The sequence below is a fragment of the Pseudomonas soli genome, assembly GCF_900110655.1.
Taxonomy (GTDB): Bacteria; Pseudomonadota; Gammaproteobacteria; order Pseudomonadales; family Pseudomonadaceae; genus Aquipseudomonas; species Aquipseudomonas soli.
Window position 1 is genome coordinate 706845 of sequence record NZ_FOEQ01000001.1, and the last position, 18546, is coordinate 725390.

The 18546-nt window shown below is 63.5% G+C and carries 15 protein-coding genes; 4 read left to right on the forward strand and 11 right to left on the reverse strand.

Annotated features, from left to right (window positions below; translation table 11 throughout):
* Positions 1-11 precede the first annotated feature (11 nt).
* Both BMY03_RS03295 and BMY03_RS03300 read right to left on the reverse strand, forming a co-directional pair.
* Positions 12-1361, reverse strand: a complete 1350-nt coding sequence (locus tag BMY03_RS03295; RefSeq protein ID WP_094010225.1) for a tryptophan--tRNA ligase — start codon at positions 1359-1361, stop codon at positions 12-14.
* 25 nt (positions 1362-1386) lie between these two features.
* Complete coding sequence (locus BMY03_RS03300; RefSeq protein ID WP_094010226.1) at positions 1387-2022, reverse strand: alpha/beta hydrolase; 636 nt, start codon at positions 2020-2022, stop codon at positions 1387-1389.
* A 135-nt stretch (positions 2023-2157) separates the two neighbouring features.
* Between BMY03_RS03300 and BMY03_RS03305 the strand changes: the two genes are divergently transcribed.
* The gene (locus BMY03_RS03305; protein WP_023630140.1) at positions 2158-2595 is read left to right on the forward strand and encodes a Z-ring associated ZapG family protein; all 438 of its coding nucleotides are present in this window, start codon (positions 2158-2160) and stop codon (positions 2593-2595) included.
* A gap of 112 nt (positions 2596-2707) precedes the next feature.
* On the opposite strand, the gene mdeB is transcribed toward BMY03_RS03305, so the two are convergent.
* Both mdeB and BMY03_RS03315 read right to left on the reverse strand, forming a co-directional pair.
* Positions 2708-5398, reverse strand: coding sequence for an alpha-ketoglutarate dehydrogenase (mdeB, locus tag BMY03_RS03310; RefSeq protein ID WP_094010227.1), 2691 nt, complete (start codon positions 5396-5398; stop codon positions 2708-2710).
* A gap of 24 nt (positions 5399-5422) precedes the next feature.
* Positions 5423-6619: a methionine gamma-lyase gene (locus BMY03_RS03315; protein WP_023632306.1), complete on the reverse strand. Its 1197-nt coding sequence runs from the start codon at positions 6617-6619 to the stop codon at positions 5423-5425.
* Between the two features lie 127 nt (positions 6620-6746).
* On the opposite strand from BMY03_RS03315, the gene BMY03_RS03320 reads away from it, so the two are divergent.
* The gene (locus BMY03_RS03320; RefSeq protein WP_094010228.1) at positions 6747-7226 is read left to right on the forward strand and encodes an Lrp/AsnC family transcriptional regulator; all 480 of its coding nucleotides are present in this window, start codon (positions 6747-6749) and stop codon (positions 7224-7226) included.
* 89 nt (positions 7227-7315) lie between these two features.
* Here BMY03_RS03320 and cysN read toward each other — a convergent pair whose 3' ends face one another.
* From cysN to BMY03_RS03335, 3 genes are all read right to left on the reverse strand, one after another.
* A complete protein-coding gene (gene cysN / locus BMY03_RS03325) occupies positions 7316-9217 on the reverse strand; it encodes a sulfate adenylyltransferase subunit CysN (protein WP_038707407.1) in 1902 nt (633 codons plus the stop codon).
* A gap of 15 nt (positions 9218-9232) precedes the next feature.
* Positions 9233-10150: a sulfate adenylyltransferase subunit CysD gene (gene cysD, locus BMY03_RS03330; RefSeq protein WP_094010229.1), complete on the reverse strand. Its 918-nt coding sequence runs from the start codon at positions 10148-10150 to the stop codon at positions 9233-9235.
* Between the two features lie 154 nt (positions 10151-10304).
* Entirely contained in the window at positions 10305-11063 is a 759-nt protein-coding gene (locus BMY03_RS03335; protein ID WP_094010230.1) for a Nif3-like dinuclear metal center hexameric protein, read from the reverse strand.
* 206 nt (positions 11064-11269) lie between these two features.
* Here BMY03_RS03335 and algW point away from each other — a divergent pair, with 206 nt between their 5' ends.
* Both algW and BMY03_RS03345 read left to right on the forward strand, forming a co-directional pair.
* Positions 11270-12433 carry a Do family serine endopeptidase AlgW gene (gene algW, locus BMY03_RS03340; protein ID WP_094010231.1) on the forward strand — a complete coding sequence of 388 codons (1164 nt, stop codon included), beginning with the start codon at positions 11270-11272 and terminating at the stop codon, positions 12431-12433.
* Positions 12434-12590: 157 nt separating this feature from the next.
* Positions 12591-14261 carry a S8 family serine peptidase gene (locus tag BMY03_RS03345; protein WP_094010232.1) on the forward strand — a complete coding sequence of 557 codons (1671 nt, stop codon included), beginning with the start codon at positions 12591-12593 and terminating at the stop codon, positions 14259-14261.
* Positions 14262-14304: 43 nt separating this feature from the next.
* Here BMY03_RS03345 and BMY03_RS03350 read toward each other — a convergent pair whose 3' ends face one another.
* The 4 genes from BMY03_RS03350 to BMY03_RS03365 form a co-directional block, all read right to left on the reverse strand.
* Complete coding sequence (locus BMY03_RS03350; RefSeq protein WP_023629378.1) at positions 14305-15069, reverse strand: amino acid ABC transporter ATP-binding protein; 765 nt, start codon at positions 15067-15069, stop codon at positions 14305-14307.
* Between the two features lie 10 nt (positions 15070-15079).
* Positions 15080-16177, reverse strand: coding sequence for an amino acid ABC transporter permease (locus BMY03_RS03355; protein WP_023629379.1), 1098 nt, complete (start codon positions 16175-16177; stop codon positions 15080-15082).
* Between the two features lie 10 nt (positions 16178-16187).
* Positions 16188-17366, reverse strand: coding sequence for an amino acid ABC transporter permease (locus BMY03_RS03360; RefSeq protein ID WP_094010233.1), 1179 nt, complete (start codon positions 17364-17366; stop codon positions 16188-16190).
* 67 nt (positions 17367-17433) lie between these two features.
* A complete protein-coding gene (locus BMY03_RS03365; RefSeq protein ID WP_023629381.1) occupies positions 17434-18462 on the reverse strand; it encodes an amino acid ABC transporter substrate-binding protein in 1029 nt (342 codons plus the stop codon).
* Positions 18463-18546 lie beyond the last annotated feature (84 nt).

Here is an 18546-nt window from a genome sequence, read left to right on the forward strand (position 1 = left end):
GTCAAAGTGACTCAGTCCGCCTGTGGCGCCAGGGCCTCGCGCAGGCTGGTGATGGCCGCGTCACGGGCCTCGGCGGCCTCGAACTGCGGCCCGTCGGCAACTTGCTCACCGTTCAGCCACAGCGAGAAGCCCAGGCCCTCGACTCGCACATCGGCCTCGCCGCCCTGTTGCAGCTGCTTGCTCACCGCCCCAGCGCTCTTGCCATCGGCGAAGCTGCGCGACAGCAGCAATTGCTCGCCATCAGCGGCCAGCAGGCGGAAGCGGAAGCTGCCATCCTCGTCACGGAAGCTGACGAAGCGGGCGCTCTTGGCGGCCTTCTTCTTCACCTCGGTGCTGGCCTGCACGGTGGTGCGGAACGAACGCAGGCCAACTGCCTCGCGCAGTTGCTCGAGGAACGGCGTGGCGATCTTGCGGGCCTTGGCGGCGCCGGCCAGAAGGATGTCCTCGAGCTCAGACGGGCGCGCGATCAGCTGGTGATAGTGCTCGCGCTTTTCGGCCAACTGGCCGTCGAGCAGCTGGAACAGGCGCTGCTTGGCATCACCCCAGCCCAGGCCCTGCAGCAGCTCTTCGCGGAACTCGGCGCATTGCGCCGGCGAGGAGAAGGCCTGGAACAGGGTGAACAGGTGCGAATTGTCCGGATCCTTGGCCTCGCCGGGGGCCTTGGAGTCGGTGACGATGCGCGAGATCGCATCCTTCATGTCCTTGGCGCTGGTGAACAGCGGGATGGTGTTGTCGTAGCTCTTGGACATCTTGCGACCGTCCAGGCCCGGGAGCGTGGCCACGCTCTCCTCGATCACCGCCTCGGGCAGTGCGAAGAAGTCCTTGCCCTGGCCGAACAGGTGGTTGAAACGCTGGCCGATGTCACGCGCCATCTCCACGTGCTGGATCTGGTCGCGGCCAACCGGCACCTTGTTGGCATTGAACATCAGGATGTCAGCAGCCATCAGCACCGGGTAGCTGAACAGGCCCATGGTCACGCCGGCGTCCGGGTCTTCGCCGGCCTCGACATTCTTGTCCACCGACGCCTTGTAGGCGTGAGCGCGGTTGAGCAGGCCCTTGGCGGCGACGCAGGTCAGCAGCCAGGTAAGCTCCGGGATCTCGGGGATGTCCGACTGGCGATAGAAGGTCACCTTGGCCGGGTCCAGGCCACCGGCGAGCCAGGTGGCGGCGATCTCCAGGCGCGAACGCTGGATGCGCTGCGGGTCGTCGCACTTGATCAGGGCGTGGTAGTCGGCCAGGAAGTAGAACGAGTCGACGCCGGGCTGCTGGCTGGCGAGGATGGCCGGACGGATGGCGCCGGCGTAGTTGCCCAGGTGCGGGGTGCCGGTGGTGGTGATACCGGTGAGGATGCGCGTGGTCATGGGGGTTCGCTTATTCAGGCTTGGCTCAGTTCGAAAGGCGCGGCAGCAGCAGATCCTTCAGATCGGTCAGCTTGCCATGGAAAAAGTGTCCGCATTCTGCCACTTTCAGCAGCTCGTGGGGGCGCGACAGGGCGGCGGACCAATCGTAGACCAGTTGCGGATCGACCACTTCGTCGGTGTCCGGCTGCACGACGATCAGCGCGACGCGCTCGGGCAGCGGGAACTGCGCGTTCAGGCGCATCACCGCCGGGGCGATCATGAACAGCTGTTGCAGCTCGACATCCGCCGCCTCCAGGCGACCGGCCAGGCTGGCGGCAACGAAGCCGCCGAAGGAGAAGCCCATCAGCACCAACGGCAGCTCGGGATGCTGCTGGCGCAACCAGGCTGCGGCAGCCTCGGCATCCGCTACCTCGCCAGCGCCCATGTCATGGCTGCCGGCGCTCTGGCCAACGCCGCGGTAGTTGAAGCGCAGGGTGACGTAACCTGCATCACGGGCGGTACGCTGCAGGGTCGAGACCACCTTGTTGAGCATGGTGCCGCCCTGGACCGGGTTGGGGTGGCAGATCAGCACCGCGCCGCGGGCATCGGCCACGTCCAGGTACAAAGCCTCGAGCTGGCCGGTCGGGCCATCAATGAACAAGGGGGTTTCGCGGATAAGCAAGGTACTACTCCGTGACCTCGTGAAGGGTCGACTCGTCTAGCAAAGGAATTCTGTTCTGATTTGCGATCGCTCGCGGTATACAGCGCAGGTCTGAGCCGTTAACGTAAAGCAAAGCCGTTTATAGAGGAAGGACTCGTGGAACACTCGCTCCTTGTTTGGTTGCTGCCGACCCTGGCCCTGGTTGTCGGTGTCGTCGTCGGTTTCGCGCTGGCCCGCCTGCTGCCCAACGCGGCACCAAGCAACACCCAACGCCAGCTGGATGACATCCAGCAGCGCTTCGACAATTACCAGAACGAAGTGGTAACCCACTTCAACAGCACTGCATCGCTGGTCAAGAAACTGACCCAGAGCTACCAGGACGTGCAGGATCACCTGGCCGACGGCGCCAACCGCCTGGCCCTGGACGAGCTGACCCGCCAACGCCTGCTGGCCGCGCTGCACTCCGAAGCCGCGCAAGGCCCGCGTGATCGCCTGACGCCGCCGAAGGATACCGCCGAAGTGCCACGCGACTACGCACCGAAGTCGCCGAACTCGCCGGGCATGCTCGATGAGAGCTACGGGCTCAAGCGCTGAATCGATGACATGAAGAAGGCCTCGCAAGAGGCCTTTTTTGTGGGCGCTGTCTACTCGCCCTAACACTCCGTGGGAGCGGGCTTGGGCCGCGATAGAGCCGGCCCGGATCACCTCAGCGATACCAGGCCGCGCCCTCCTCGCCGATGTCATAAAGCGCCCGCGCCTGCCCCAGTACATCCCTCGGCAATACGCCCTGGCATACCAGCCCATGCAAGGCCGCCAGCACCACGGCATACCGGTCCACCTCGAAAAACCGTCGCAACTGCTGGCGCGTATCGCTGCGCCCGAAACCATCGGTGCCCAGGGTGGCATAGGGCGCCTGCACATACTCGGCGATCAATTGCGGCCAGGCGCGCACATAGTCGCTGGCCGCGATCACCGGGGCGGCGCCGGGCAGGCAACGACGCACATGGCAATCCGCCTGCTCCCCGGCTATCGCCAAGCGTTGCGCATCCCTGGCCCCACGCGCCAGTTCGCTGAAGCTGGTGACGCTGAACACCTCGCTGTCGACCTGCCAGTCACTGGCCAGCAACTCGCCGGCGGCAATCACCTCGCGCAGGATGGTGCCCGAACCCAACAAGCGCACCTGGCCACGGGGTGCGGCCGAGGAATGCCGGGCAAAGCGATACATGCCTCGCAGTACATCGTCGTGCATGTCTTCGGGCAACGACGGCTGCGGGTAGTTTTCATTCATCACCGCCACATAGTGGAACTCATCCTGCTGCTCCACCAGCATGCGCCGCGCGGCATGGTCGAGGATCACCGCCAGCTCGCCGGCAAAGCACGGATCCCAGGCCCGGCAGTTGGGCACCATCGATGCCATTACCAGGCTCGATCCGTCCTGGTGCTGCAAGCCCTCGCCGCCCAACGTGGTGCGCCCCGCCGTGGCGCCCAGCAACAGGCCCCGGGCACGCTGGTCGGCGGCGGCCCAGATCAGGTCGCCGACCCGCTGAAAGCCGAACATTGAATAGTAGATGTACACCGGCAGCATCGGCTCGCCATGCACCGCGTAGGCGGTCGCTGCCGCGACCCATGAAGAGATCGCCCCGGCCTCGGTGATGCCCTCCTCCAGCAGCTGGCCGTCCCGCGCCTCCTTGTAGACCAGCAGCGAGCCTGCGTCCTCCGGCTCGTAGCGTTGCCCGTGGGGCGAATAGATACCGATCTGGCGGAACAGGCTGGCCATGCCGAAGGTGCGCGCCTCGTCGGCGACGATCGGCACCACTCGTGGCCCCAACCCCGGCGCCTTGAGCCAGTTGCCCAGCAAGCGCACCGCGGCCATGGTGGTGGACATCTCCTTGCCCTCGGCGTGCAGAGCGAAACCGCCGAATGCCTCCAGCTCGGGCACAGGCAAGGTGGCACAGTCGTTGCGCCGAAGCGGCAGCGGCCCACCCAGTGCCTGGCGGCGCTGGCGCAGATAGACCATCTCCGGGCTGTCTTCGGCCGGGCGATAGAAACGCAGTTGCTCCACCGCCTCATCCGACAACGGCAAATGGAAACGGTCGCGGAAGGCCAGCAGTGCCTGCACGTCGAGTTTCTTGGCCTGGTGCGCGGTCATCCGCGACTCGCCGGCACTGCTCATGCCATAGCCTTTCTTGGTCTTGGCCAGGATCACCGTCGGCCGGCCCTTGCAGGCCCTGGCGGCGGCATAGGCGGCATGCAGCTTGCGAAAATCATGACCACCGCGCTTGAGGGCGTTGATCTCTTCGGTGCTCATGTGCGCCACCAGGCGCTGCAAGGCCGGGTTCTGCTTGAAGAAGTGTTCGAGGTTGTAGCTGCCGTCCTTGGCGCCGAGGGTCTGGAACTGACCGTCGGGCGTCGCCGCCAACTGGCGCAGCAGCGCGTGTTCGTGATCACGGGCGAACAGGGCGTCCCACTCCGAACCCCACAGCACCTTGATCACGTTCCAGCCGGCACCGCTGAACAACGCTTCGAGCTCCTGGATGATCTGGCCATTGCCGCGTACCGGGCCGTCCAGGCGCTGCAGGTTGCAGTTGACGATGAAGGTCAGGTTGTCCAAGCCTTCACGGGCAGCCAGGGTCAGGCCGGCGGTCGACTCCGGCTCGTCCATCTCGCCATCGCCAAACACTCCCCAGACATGCCGGGCAGAGGTGTCGAGCAGCCCGCGATGATGCAGGTAGCGCATGAAGCGCGCCTGATAGATCGCATTGAGCGGGCCGATGCCCATGGAACCTGTGGGAAACTGCCAGAAGTCCGGCATCAGCCAAGGGTGCGGATAGGAGCACAGCCCGTTGCCGCCGACCTCCTGCCGGTAGTTGGCCAGCTGTTCCTCGCTCAGGCGCCCTTCAAGAAATGCGCGGGCATAGATGCCAGGCGCCGAGTGCGGCTGGAAGAACACCAGGTCGCCGCTGCGCTGCACGCCACCGCCCTCGCCGCGAAAGAAATGCTGGAAGCCGACCTCGAAGATTTCCGCCGCCGAGGCGTAGCTGGCGATATGCCCGCCCAGCTCGCCATAGGCGTGGTTGGCCCGTACCACCATGGCCAGGGCGTTCCAGCGCAGGATGCCGGTAATACGCTCGTCCAGCTCGAGATCACCGGGGTAAGCGCCCTGCTGTTCCACCGGCACAGTGTTGCGGTAGGCCGAGAAGGCCTGGGCCTCGCGCTCCAGGCCCAGCTCGAGGGCATGGGCCTGCAGGCGCTGCAGCAGGTAGCGGGCCCGCGCCGGGCCGCAGTGAGCCAGGGTCGAGGCCAGCGCCTCGCACCACTCGGCGGTTTCCGCTGGGTCGCTGTCCAGGGCGGCATCAAGGGCCGTCAACGGCTCGTTCGGGTTCATCATCGCTACCATCGCGCAGGCCTCGTCCGTGGCGATTCAGGCGCAGGCCTTCAGGGCCTGGGCAATGTCGGCAAGCAGGTCGTCGATGTCTTCCAGCCCCACCGACAGACGCACCAGCCCTTCCGAGATGCCATGCTCGGCACGCTCCTGCTGGGTATAGCTGGAGTGAGTCATGCTCGCCGGGTGCTGGGCCAGCGACTCGGCATCGCCCAGGCTCACCGCGCGGCTGAACAGCTGCAGGGCGTTCATGAAACGGCGCCCGGCTTCGATCCCGCCCTTCAGCTCGAAGGCGATCATCCCGCCCGGCAGGCGCATCTGCCGTTGGGCCAGCGCGTACTGCGGGAAGGATGGCAGGCCCGGGTAGTGCAGCAGCTCAACCTGAGGTTGTTCGGCGAGAAACTCGGCCACCTGCTGGGCATTGGCGCAGTGGCGGTCCATGCGCAGGGCCAGGGTCTTGATGCCGCGCATCAACAGCGAGGCGTCGTGGGGCGAGAGCACGGCGCCGGTCATGTCCTTGAGCCCTTCCAGGCGGATGCGGTCGACCAGCGCCTTGCGCCCGACTACCAGCCCGGCGGTGATATCGCCATGTCCGGACAGGTACTTGGTGGCCGAATGCACCACCAGGTCGACGCCCAGTTCCAGCGGGCGCTGCAGGTAGGGCGTGCAGTAGGTGTTGTCGACCACGATGCTCAGGTCATGGCCCTTTGCAGCCTCGACGACGGCAACGATATCCACCAACTGCATGTTGGGGTTAGCCGGCGACTCGAAGTAGATCATCCGCGTCTTTGCGGTGATCGCGGCCTTGAGTGCCGGGATGTCGTTGAGGTCCACATGGCGGATCTTCACGCCGAACTCGCCGATGCCGTGGTGCAGGTAGGCGAAGGTGCAGCCATACAGGGTGCTGCCGACGATCAGCTCGTCACCCGGGCGTAGCAGGGTCCATAGCGTGGCGGTGATGGCGCCCATCCCGGAGGCCAGCGCCAGCCCTGCCTCGCCGCCTTCGAGCGACGCCATGCGTTGCTCCAGCAGGGCCAGCGTCGGGTTGGAAATACGGCTGTAGAAGTGCCCCGGCTCTTCGCCGGCGAAGCAGGCGGCGCCATACTCGACAGTCGGGAAAGCGTAGGTGGCGGTCTGGTAGACCGGCGGCACCAGGGCGCCGCCATGGGACATCGGGTCATAGCCATGGTGGATGGCCCGCGTGGAGAAACCGGTGTTGTTGTTGGAGTCGCGCATGGCAACAGTCTCTTGTGGTTTGTTATAAGCTTATGCCACCAAGCTGCCGCGCTTTTTCCAAACTTGCCCACGCAATCGGGCATGTTTTGAAAGAAAAACAACAAAAATAGAACCAGGAGGGCAAGATATGCCTTCAACGCTCGACCGTACCGACCGCGCCCTGCTCGCCGCCCTGCAGGACAACGCCCGCCTGACCGTTTCCGAACTCGCCGACCAGGTCGCCCTGACCACCTCGCCCTGCTGGCGGCGGGTCAAATTGCTCGAGGACAACGGCTACATCACCGGCTACCAGGCCATTCTTTCGCCCAAGTCGCTGGGCTTCGGGGTGACCGCGTTCGTCAGCATCATGATGGACTCGCACACCAAGGAAATGGCCCTGGCGTTCGAGAAACGGCTGATGGAGATCCCCGAGATCGTCGCCTGCCACAATATCTCCGGGCGCTATGATTTTTTGCTGGAGATCCTGGCACGGGACCTGGAATCGTTTGGCGAATTCACCCGGGAGGTGCTGCAGCGGTTGCCGGGGGTGAAGGAGATCTATTCGAGCTTTTCGTACAAGGCGGTGAAAGAGCGACGGGTGATTCCGGTGTCGGAGAAGCATATCTAGGGTCGCAAAGCAGACCCAAAATCCTGCCAACAAACGCCGTACAAATGAAAAACCCCGCCGAAGCGGGGTTTTTCACATCAGGCAATCAATCAGATCGCCCCACGCTGACGCAGCACATCCAGCACCAGCTTAACGCCTTCATCGACGCTGACCGACTGGGTGTCGATCACCAGGTCCGCATCCAGCGGCACATCGAATGGGAAGCTCTCGCCCGGGATGTTGTCGCCACCGGCGGCATACAGGCCCTGCGGGTCACGCTCGCGGCACACCATAGGCGAGGCCTGGACATACACCGTAACCAGACGCTCCTTGCCGATCAGCGCCTTGGCCTGCTCGCGGCCCTCGGCATCAGGGGCGACGAAGGCGGCCAGGGTCAGCAGGCCGGCTTCGTTGAACTGGCGCGCCACATGGGCGGCGCGGCGCCAGTTCTCGGTGCGCCCGGCGCGGTCCTGCGGCAGGCCTTTGTTCAGGTCGTGACGCAGGTTCTGGCCGTCGAGCACGTAGACTGCACGGCCCATGTCGAACAGCTTGCGCTCCACGGCATAGGCCAGGGTGCTCTTGCCGGCGCCCGACAGGCCACTGAACAGCACGGTGGCTGGCTGCTGGCCGAAGCGCAGGGCGCGCTCTTCGGTGGACACATGGGCCAGCTTGCCGTGCTGGCCAGTGCCGCCGTGTGGCAGGACCGGCGGGGCGATGATCATGCCGGCGCCGACGGTGCCGTTGGTCAGGCGGTCGATGACGATGAATGCGCCGGTGGTGCGGTTGCTCTCGTAACCGTCCAGGGCGATGGCGCTGTCCAGGGCGACCTTGACCCGGCCGATCTCGTTGAGTTGCAGCGCGCTGGCGGCGCCCTGCTCCAGGGTATTCACATCGACCTTGTGGGTGATGCTGGCGATCGAGCCCGGCACATAGCTGGTGGCGCGCTTGATGTCGTACTTCTTGCCCGGGAGCATCGGCTCCTCGGCCATCCACACCAGCATGGCGTCGAACTGGTCGGCCACCGTTGGAACATTGTCGGCATGCACCAGCAGGTCGCCACGGGAGATGTCGATCTCGTCTTCCATGGTCAGGGTCACCGCCTGGCCAGGCCCGGCGTTCTCCAGTTCACCTTCATAGGTGACGATGGACTTGACCCGGCTGCTCTTGCCCGACGGCAGCACGACGATCTCGTCGCCCTTGTGCACCACGCCACCGGCGATGGTGCCGGCGAAGCCGCGGAAGTTGAGGTTCGGGCGGTTGACGTACTGCACCGGGAAACGCAGGTCGGTGACATTGCGGTCGGCGGCGATCTCGACAGTCTCGAGGATCTCCATCAACGCAGGGCCCGTGTACCACGGCGAACGCTCGCTGCGGTTGACCACGTTGTCACCCTTGAGCGCCGACATCGGCACGAAGTGCAGGCTGCTCGGCTTGAGGTCGATGCCCTCGGCGAACTTCAGGTAGTCGGCCTTGATCGACTCGAAGACCTGCTCGTCGAAGCCCTTGAGGTCCATCTTGTTGACCGCAACGACGATGTGCTTGATGCCCAGCAGGGATGCGATATAGCTGTGCCGGCGGGTCTGGGTCTGCACGCCGTAGCGGGCATCGACCAGGATGATGGCCAGGTCGCAGGTCGAGGCGCCGGTGGCCATGTTGCGGGTGTACTGCTCGTGGCCCGGGGTGTCGGCGATGATGAACTTGCGCTTGGCGGTGGAGAAGTAGCGGTAGGCGACATCAATGGTGATGCCCTGCTCGCGCTCGGCCTGCAGGCCGTCGACCAGCAGCGCCAGGTCGACTTCCTCGCCAGTGGTGCCGGACTTCTTCGAGTCACGGGTGATGGCCTCGAGGTGGTCCTCGTAGATCATCTTCGAATCGTGCAGCAGGCGCCCGATCAGGGTGCTCTTGCCGTCGTCCACGTTGCCGCAGGTGAGGAAGCGCAGCAGTTCCTTGCGCTCGTGCTGGGCCAGGTAGGCGAGGATGTCCTCGCTGATCAGATCAGATTGGTGCGACATGCTGGAACCCTGAAATTAGAAGTAGCCTTGGCGTTTTTTGTCTTCCATGGAACCGGCGCCATCGTGGTCGATGACACGGCCCTGGCGTTCGGACGTCCGGGTCAGGAGCATTTCCTGGATGATGTCCGTCAGGGTCTCGGCTTCGGACTCGACCGCACCCGTCAACGGGTAGCAGCCCAGGGTACGGAAACGCACCTTCTTCTTGACGATGCGCGCCTTCTCTTCCTCGGAGAGGTGCTCGAGGATGCGCTCGTCGTCGATCATGATCAGGGTGCCGTTCTTCTCGATCACTTCACGCTCGGCGGCGAAGTACAGCGGCACGATCGGGATGCCTTCGAGGTAGATGTACTGCCAGATGTCCAGCTCGGTCCAGTTCGACAGCGGGAACACGCGGATCGACTCGCCCTTGTTGACCTTGCCGTTGTAGATGTTCCACAGCTCCGGGCGCTGGTTCTTCGGGTCCCAGCGGTGCTTGCAGTCACGGAACGAGTAGACGCGCTCTTTGGCTCGCGACTTCTCTTCGTCGCGGCGCGCCCCACCGAAGGCGGCGTCGAAGCCGTGCTTGTCCAGCGCCTGCTTCAGGCCCTGGGTCTTCATGATATCGGTATGCTTGGAGCTGCCATGGGTGAACGGGTTGATGCCCTGCGCCACACCCTCGGGGTTGACGTGGGTGATCAGCTCCAGGCCCATCTCTTCGACCATCTTGTCGCGGAAGCGGTACATCTCCTGGAACTTCCACTGGGTGTCGACGTGCATCACCGGGAACGGCAGCTTGCCCGGGAAGAACGCCTTGCGCGCCAGGTGCAGCATGACCGCGGAATCCTTGCCGATCGAGTACAGCATCACCGGGTTGTCGAACTCGGCGGCCACCTCGCGGATGATGTGGATGCTCTCCGCCTCCAGCTGTTTCAAGTGCGTCAGATTGTCGACCATGGCTACTCACGAAAAACGATCTTATGGACGGCCTGCGGGCCGTGTTCGAGCGAGCCACTTTATCACAGCGCCTGATTCTATTTAGGCGTGCGACTAGATCGAAAAGGTCTAATGATATGACTGCGGGTTTGGGCCTTGCCTGGCGAAAAGCCGATCAGATCGGGTTTGGGCAATCAATGAACAGATGCTCGACCGCGAAGCGCCGCGCCAGGTAATCACCCAACGCCTGCACGCCGTAGCGCTCGGTGGCGTGATGGCCGGCGGCGATGAAGCTGATGCCGTTTTCGCGGGCACTGTGAAAGGTCTGCTCCGATGCCTCGCCACTGAGGAACAGGTCGACTCCGGCGGCAATGGCTGTGTCGATGTAGCCCTGCCCGCCTCCGGTACACCAACCGACTCGACGGATCATCCGCTCACCCTCGACCACCAGCGGTTCGCGCCCCAGTGCCTCTTGCACTCGGCGGGCAAAATCCCGCGCCGAGACTGGTTCGGCCAGCGAACCGACCAAGCCCACCACCTTGGGATTGTTCGGATCCAGCGGGCCTTCGACAGTGATGTCCAGCTGGCGCGCCAGTTGGACGTTGTTGCCCACCTCCGGGTGCACGTCCAGCGGCAGGTGGAAGGCCAGCAAGCTGATGTCGTGCTTGAGCAAGGTCTTCAATCTGCGCTGTTTGATGCCGGTGATGCAGGGGCTTTCGCCCTTCCAGAAGTAGCCGTGGTGCACCAGCACCAAGTCGGCCTCGGCCTCGACCGCCGCGTCCAGCAACGCCTGGCTGGCGGTTACGCCACTGACGATGCGGCTGACCTGGGGGCGGCCCTCGACCTGCAGGCCGTTGGGGCAGTAATCCTGGATCCTGGCGCTGACCAGGTAGCGCTCGGCTTCCTCGACCAGGGTGTTTAGGGCGACTGCCATGAAAAATCTCCTCGAATTCGGCGTTGCGGCGGGCGTCAGGCTCTATAATGGCCGCCATTATGGGCCGTCGCCGGCGTGGGGGAAACCGCTGGCGGGCGCTCGGGGTGTCCGGCCATCGCCGTTCGGTTTTATCAGGTGTATGATCGCGCCCGCTCGCGCCCCGGGCCACATTGTCACGGCCCCCGCCCTACTCCCAGGATCCATTCATGTTCAAGGCTCTGCGTTACTTCGGCTGGCCCCTGCTCACCGGTGTGCTGATCGCCATGCTGGTCATCCAGCGCTTCCCCGAATGGGTCGGCCTGCCCAGCCAGGACGTCAACCTGCAACAAGCTCCGCAAACCACCAAAATCATGCAGGGACCGGTCTCCTATGCCGATGCCGTGACCCTGGCAGCGCCTGCAGTGGTCAACCTCTACACCACCAAGGTGGTGAACAAGAGCGCGCATCCGCTGTTCGAGGATCCGCAGTTCCGCCGCTTCTTCGGTGACAACCTGCCCAAGCAGCGGCGCTGGGAATCGAGCCTGGGCTCGGCGGTAATCATGAGCCCGGAAGGCTACCTGCTGACCAACAACCACGTCACCAGCGGCGCCGACCAGATCGTCGTGGCCCTCAAAGATGGCCGCGAAACCCTTGCCCGAGTGATCGGCAGCGACCCGGAAACCGACCTGGCGGTACTGAAGATCGACCTCAAGAGCCTGCCGGCGATCACCATCGGCCGCTCTGACAACATCCATATCGGTGACGTGACCCTGGCCATCGGCAACCCCTTCGGTGTCGGCCAGACCGTGACCATGGGCATCATCAGCGCCACCGGCCGCAACCAACTGGGCCTGAACAACTACGAAGACTTCATCCAGACCGATGCGGCGATCAACCCGGGTAACTCCGGCGGTGCGTTGGTGGATGCCAACGGCAACCTGGTGGGCATCAACACCGCAATCTTCTCCAAGTCCGGAGGTTCCCAGGGCATCGGCTTCGCCATCCCGGTCAAGCTGGCGCTGGAGGTGATGAAGTCGATCGTCGAGCATGGCCAGGTAATCCGTGGCTGGCTGGGCATCGAAGTGCAGCCATTGAGCCAGGAGCTGGCCGACTCGTTCGGCATGCAGGGCCGCCCCGGCATCGTCGTGGCGGGGATCTTCCGCGATGGCCCGGCAGCGCGCGCCGGCCTGCAACTGGGCGACGTGATCCTGAGCATCAATGGCGAGCCGGCCGGCGACGGGCGCAAGTCGATGAACCAGGTGGCGCGGATCAAGCCCACCGACAAGGTCGCGATCGAAGTAATGCGCAACGGCAAGCAACTGAAGCTGGTGGCCGAAGTAGGGCTGCGACCGCCGCCTGCGCCGGTGCCCGCCGGCAAGGAAGAACGCTGACGATATCCCCGGGGCCGCTTTGCGGCTCCTTTGGTTTCCCTCAGCCCGCTGCGCCACTGGCATTTATGTCAGGTGTTGCCATGCCATGACCGATGTAGATTGTCCTTTACCCGGATAGCGGACGCTAAACGGAAGTGTCGATCAGCAGGAGGCAATCATGGCAACGCAAGCCCCCATCCGTAGCGGCTATTTCACCAGCGTCGACTACAACCAGGAAATTCACGTTTATCTGAAGTGCATATGCCCCGAGCAAGATCTGCGGCACGTCGACAAGGCGACGTTCATACTGAAAAGCGCCGACGGCTACATTCTTGACTCCCTGACTTCGCAGCCTCCCACGCAACGGCAGACCTTCACGAAGCAAAAACCGGGGCGCTACAAGCTAGAGGTGGAACTGCACAGTAACGATTGGCCTGTATCCAGGATAAGCGACCTGGAGATCGACACCACCCGCTATTCCGATGACTCTTGGCCAAGCCGCGCTTTCCAAGAGCACCTAAAAGAGCGCATAAGTTTAAGTAAGGCTCCCGCGCCCCGCGCGAGCCAAAATTTGAAAGGCTTCCTGCGGTTGCCTCCCAACGGCAAAGACTACGACTTGCAAGTGATGTTTCACGACTGCGGGAATGAAACCGTAAAGAACCGTCCTCCTCTCACGCTCGAGGGCTTCCCGCAAATCACCTTCGAGCCGGTCTGGGTAGCGACTCGATGGTCCCACACTGGCCGGGCCGCCAACCTCAACCGTTTCTGCAATCTGTACCGCGTGAAGACGCAGATGCAGGATAGTCAGCAGAAGCTGGACTTGGCCCAGAGGCTGGAGCGACTTGACATCGTCAAATACGTCGTATTCGACCTGCCAGTCTACCCACTACAAAAAGCGCTAGAGACCGCTAAAGTCGCACCGCGCCCGGAACAAACACCCGACCTCACCGTGCATCAGGACTACCTCGACGACAACTTGGGAATGAATGCACGGAACGCCTGGGAACAAGACGCAAACGGCGAACAGGCAAGTGTGCGCTTCCTGGATTTTGGGGTTTTCGAGGACCATGAGGACCTGAAGGGCTACATCGACGTGGTCACCAACGCAGGCTACGCCAAGAACCACGGCAGCGCGTCGGCGGGGTGCATTGCCGCCGGTAACAACGGCAAGGGGGTCACGGGGGTTGCCTGGGGGGCCCGCCTGTACATGTATGACAATACCTCGTGGCAACGCATCCTGGCTGATTACTGCCCCGGCGATATCATCGCGTTCAACATCCAGGGCTCCGGTGGTTTGCCCTATGCACCGGCGGTCCACGACAAACGCTACTGGGATGCGGTGCGGGCCCTGGTGGATGCAGGTGCGATCGTGCTCTTCGCCGCAGGCAATGGTGGCCTGGACCTCGCCACGCATTCCGACTTCAATAACTATGGCGACTCGGGCGGCATCATGGTCGGCTCTTGCAACCATAACGATGGCAAGCGCCACAGCACCTCCAACTACAACCTTCACGCCACCCTCAACTCATGGGGCGACAACGTCGCGACAACCGGCACGCTGCGGCAAAACGGGGACGGCGCAGACCTGTGGGATGGCGGAACGCCCGAGACCAGGTACATGTACTTCGGCGGTACCTCGAGCGCTACCCCACTCACGGCCGCGGCATTGGCGGTTGTCCAGGGCTACGCCATCCGTCGGTACAACTTGTGCCTGGACACGGCGCATATGCATGCGCTGGTCACCGAGGCGGGCTACAAAGAGGCGCAAGTACAGCAGATCGGTGCGCGCCCGAACATCAAGGCAACGCTTGACCTGCTTGATCAAATCATAGGTGGCAGACGCGCCTGAACTGGCCAACCGCCCTTGCTTGCAAGGTGGCTGGCCGAGTGCATCAGTGCAGGATCTGGCTCAGGAACAACCTGGTCCGGTCACTGCGCGGCCGGTCGAAGAAGTCGTCCGGCGCCGCCTGCTCGACGATCTCCCCTTTGTCCATGAAGATCACCCGGTTGGCCACGGTGCGGGCAAAGCCCATCTCGTGGGTCACGCAGAGCATGGTCATGCCATCCTCGGCCAGGCTGACCATGGTGTCGAGCACCTCCTTGACCATCTCAGGGTCCAGCGCCGAAGTCGGTTCGTCAAACAGCATGATCTTCGGTTTCATGCACAGCGCCCGGGCAATCGCCACCCGCTGCTGCTGACCGCCGGACAACTGCCCGGGGTACTTGTGTGCTTGCTCAGGGATGCGCACACGCTCGAGGAAATGCATGGCGATTTCCTCGGCCTTGCGCCGTGGCAGCTTACGCACCCACATGGGCGCCAGGGTGCAGTTCTCGAGGATAGTCAGGTGCGGGAACAGGTTGAAGTGCTGGAACACCATGCCCACTTCGCGGCGGATCGCCTCGATCTGCTTGAGGTCGTTGGTCAGCTCGACACCGTCGACGACGATACGTCCCTGCTGGTGTTCCTCAAGCCGGTTGAGGCAGCGGATGGTGGTGGACTTGCCCGAGCCCGACGGCCCGCACAGCACGATGCGCTCGCCCTGGCGCACGTTGAGGTTGATGTCCTTGAGCACATGGAACTGGCCGTACCACTTGTTCACGCCCTGCATCTGGATGATGCCTTCGGGGCCGGCAGGCTGCTTGATCGCTTCACTCATTTCGAAACTCCTAACGCTTGTGGCCAGTGTCCAGCTTGCGCTCCAAATGCATGGAGTAGCGGGACATACCGAAACAGAAAATCCAGAACACCAGGGCAGCGAACACATAGCCCTCGGTCGCCATGCCCAGCCAGGCCGGGTCGGCCGCGGCCTGCTTGACGCTATTGAGCAGGTCGAACAGGCCGATGATGATCACAAGGCTGGTGTCCTTGAACAGGGCAATGAAGGTGTTGACGATGCCGGGGATCACCAGCTTGAGCGCCTGGGGCAGGATCACCAGGCCCATTGCGCGCCAGTAGCCCAGGCCCATGGCCGCGGCGGCTTCGTACTGACCCTTGGGGATGGCCTGCAGGCCCCCACGCACCACCTCGGCGATGTACGCCGACTGGAACAGGATCACGCCGATCATCGCCCGCAGCAGCTTGTCGAAGCTCATGCCTTCGGGCAGGAACAGCGGCAGCATCACCGATGACATGAACAGCACGGTGATCAGCGGTACGCCGCGCCAGAACTCGATGAAGGTCACGCAGACCACCTTCACCGCCGGCATGTTCGAGCGTCGCCCCAACGCCAGGAGGATGCCCAGCGGCAACGCACCGACAATACCGACCGTGGCGATCACCAGGGTCAGCATCAGGCCGCCCCATTGGCTGGTGGGCACTGTGTCCAGGCCCAGCGTGCCACCGTGCAGAAGGATGTAGGCCAGGATCGGATACAGCACCAGGAAGCCCAGGCCGTACACCGCTTTGCGCGGGAAGCGCTTGATGAACAGCGGGGCCGCGCCGAGCACGGCGAGCCACACCGTCAGGTCGACGCGCCAGCGCAGTTCCGTCGGGTAGTAGCCATACATGAACTGGCCAAAGCGCTGCTGGATGAACACCCAGCAGGCGCCCTCCTTGGTGCAGTCGGCGCGGGTGGTGCCGACCCAGTTGGCGTCGATGAACGCCCACTGCACCAGCGGCGGCACGATCAGCCATACCAGGTATAGGGCGAACAGTGTCAGCAAGGTGTTGAGCCAGCTGGAGAACAGGTTGGCCCGCATCCAGGCGAGCACGCCAACGGTCTTCACCGGTGGCGGCATGTCGGGTTTGAAAACATGGGCTGTCACGGAAGGACCCTCACCGTTCGATCAGCGCAATGCGCTTGTTGTACCAGTTCATCAACAGCGAAATGCTGATGCTGATGGCGAGATAGACGCTCATGGTGATGGCGATCACCTCGATGGCCTGGCCGGTCTGGTTGAGCACGGTACCGGCGAACAGCGAGACCATCTCCGGGTAGCCGATACCGGCGGCCAGCGACGAGTTCTTCGCCAGATTGAGGTACTGGCTGGTCAGCGGCGGGATGATCACCCGCAACGCCTGGGGAATGATCACCTTGCGCAGCGTCGGGCCTTCGCGCAGGCCCAGCGAACGAGCTGCCTCGGTCTGGCCGTGGCTGACCGAACGAATACCCGAGCGCACGATCTCGGCGATGAACGCCGCGGTGTAGATGGTCAGCGCCAGGGTCAGCGCCAGCAGCTCGGGGATCAGCACCCAGCCACCGACGAAATTGAAGCCCTTGAGCTGCGGCGCTTCCCAGTGCACCGGGCTGCCGAACAGCAACGCGCACACGCCGGGGATGCCGATCAACAGCAGCAGGCCCACCCAGAACTTGTGGAATGGCTGGCCGGTTTCATCGAAACGCTTGTTGGCCAGGCGCACCATCAACACGATGGCGACGATCGCCAGCACCAACGCGATCAAGAACGGCCAGAAGCCTTCGGCCATCGAGGCGCCGGGCATGTTCAGGCCACGGTTGCTGATGAAGAAGGTGTCATCGATATTGATGCTGCCCCGCGGCCCCGGCAGGGTCAGGAACACGGCGAAGTACCAGAACAGGATCTGCAGCAGCGGTGGAATGTTGCGGAAGGTCTCCACGTACACCGTCGCCAGCTTGTTGATCATCCAGTTCGGCGACAGCCGCGCCACGCCGATGACGAAGCCCAGCAAGGTAGCCAGGATGATGCCGATGAAGGTCACCAGCAGGGTGTTGAGCAGGCCGATGACGAACACCCGGGCGTAGCTGTCCGATTCCACGTAGGGAATCAGGTGCTGGGCAATGCCGAAGCCGGCACTGCGCTCGAGGAAATCGAAACCGGAGGTGATGCCCCGGTGCTGCAGGTTGGTCTGGGTGTTATGGAACAGGTACCAGCCCAGGCCCACCACGAAGACTACGGTGAGGATCTGGAACAGCCACGCGCGCACACGTGGATCACTAAGGGAAAACCCTTTCCGTGCGCCGATTTGATTTTGCATGAAGTGCCCCGAAAAGAAGGGATTCGAACGACCCGCGGCGGCAGGATGCCGCCGCGGGGTGCAGCCATCAGCGCACAGGTGGCGCGTACTGGATGCCGCCGTTGTTCCACAGGGCATTCATGCCACGGTCGATCTTCAGGTCGGTGCTCTGGCCCAGGTTCTTCTCGAACACTTCGCCATAGTTGCCGACTTGCTTGACGATCTGCACTACCCAGTCCTTGGGCAGCTTGAGGTCCTTGCCGTACTCGCCATCGGCGCCCAGCAGACGGGCGACGTCAGGGTTCTTGGTGGACTTGGCCTCGGCCTCGACGTTCTTCGAAGTGACCCCTGCTTCTTCCGCGTTGAGCATGGCGAACAGGGTCCACTTGACGATGCTGAACCATTCCTCGTCGCCCTTGCGCACCACAGGGCCCAGGGGCTCCTTGGAGATGGTTTCCGGCAGCACCACGTACTCGGTCGGCGCGGCCAGCTTGGAGCGCTGGGCGAACAGCTGCGACTTGTCCGAGGTCAGCACGTCGCAACGGCCAGACTCCAGCGACTTGGCGCTCTCGTCGGAGGTGTCGAAGGTGATCGGGGTATATTTCAAGCCATTGGCACGGAAGTAGTCGGAGACGTTCAGTTCAGTGGTGGTACCGGCCTGGATGCAGATGGTGGCGCCATCGAGCTCCTTGGCGCTGGAGACACCGAGCTTCTTGTTGGCGAGGAAACCGACGCCGTCATAATAGGTGACGCCGGCGAACACCAGGCCCATGCCGGCATCGCGAGAGCTGGTCCAGGTGGTGTTGCGCGACAGCACGTCGACTTCGCCGGACTGCAGCGCGGTGAAGCGCTCCTTGGCGTTGAGCTGGCTGAACTTGACCTTGGTCGCATCGCCGAACACGGCGGCGGCCACGGCGCGGCACACATCGGCGTCGATGCCGACGATCTTGCCCTGTGCGTCAGGCACGGAGAAGCCGGGAAGACCATCGCTCACGCCACACTGGACGAAGCCCTTCTTCTTCACCGCGTCGAGGGTGGCGCCGGCCTGGGCGAAACTGGTGGCGCCTAGCGCGGCGGCGGCGGTCAGGACTGCCAGGGTGGTTTTCAACATCTTCATCAACAACCTCCAAATCGCTCTTGTTGTATGAGCCGGAATTGCACCGCACCCTTATGAGGCGCATCCGACCCCTTGTTGGCTTGT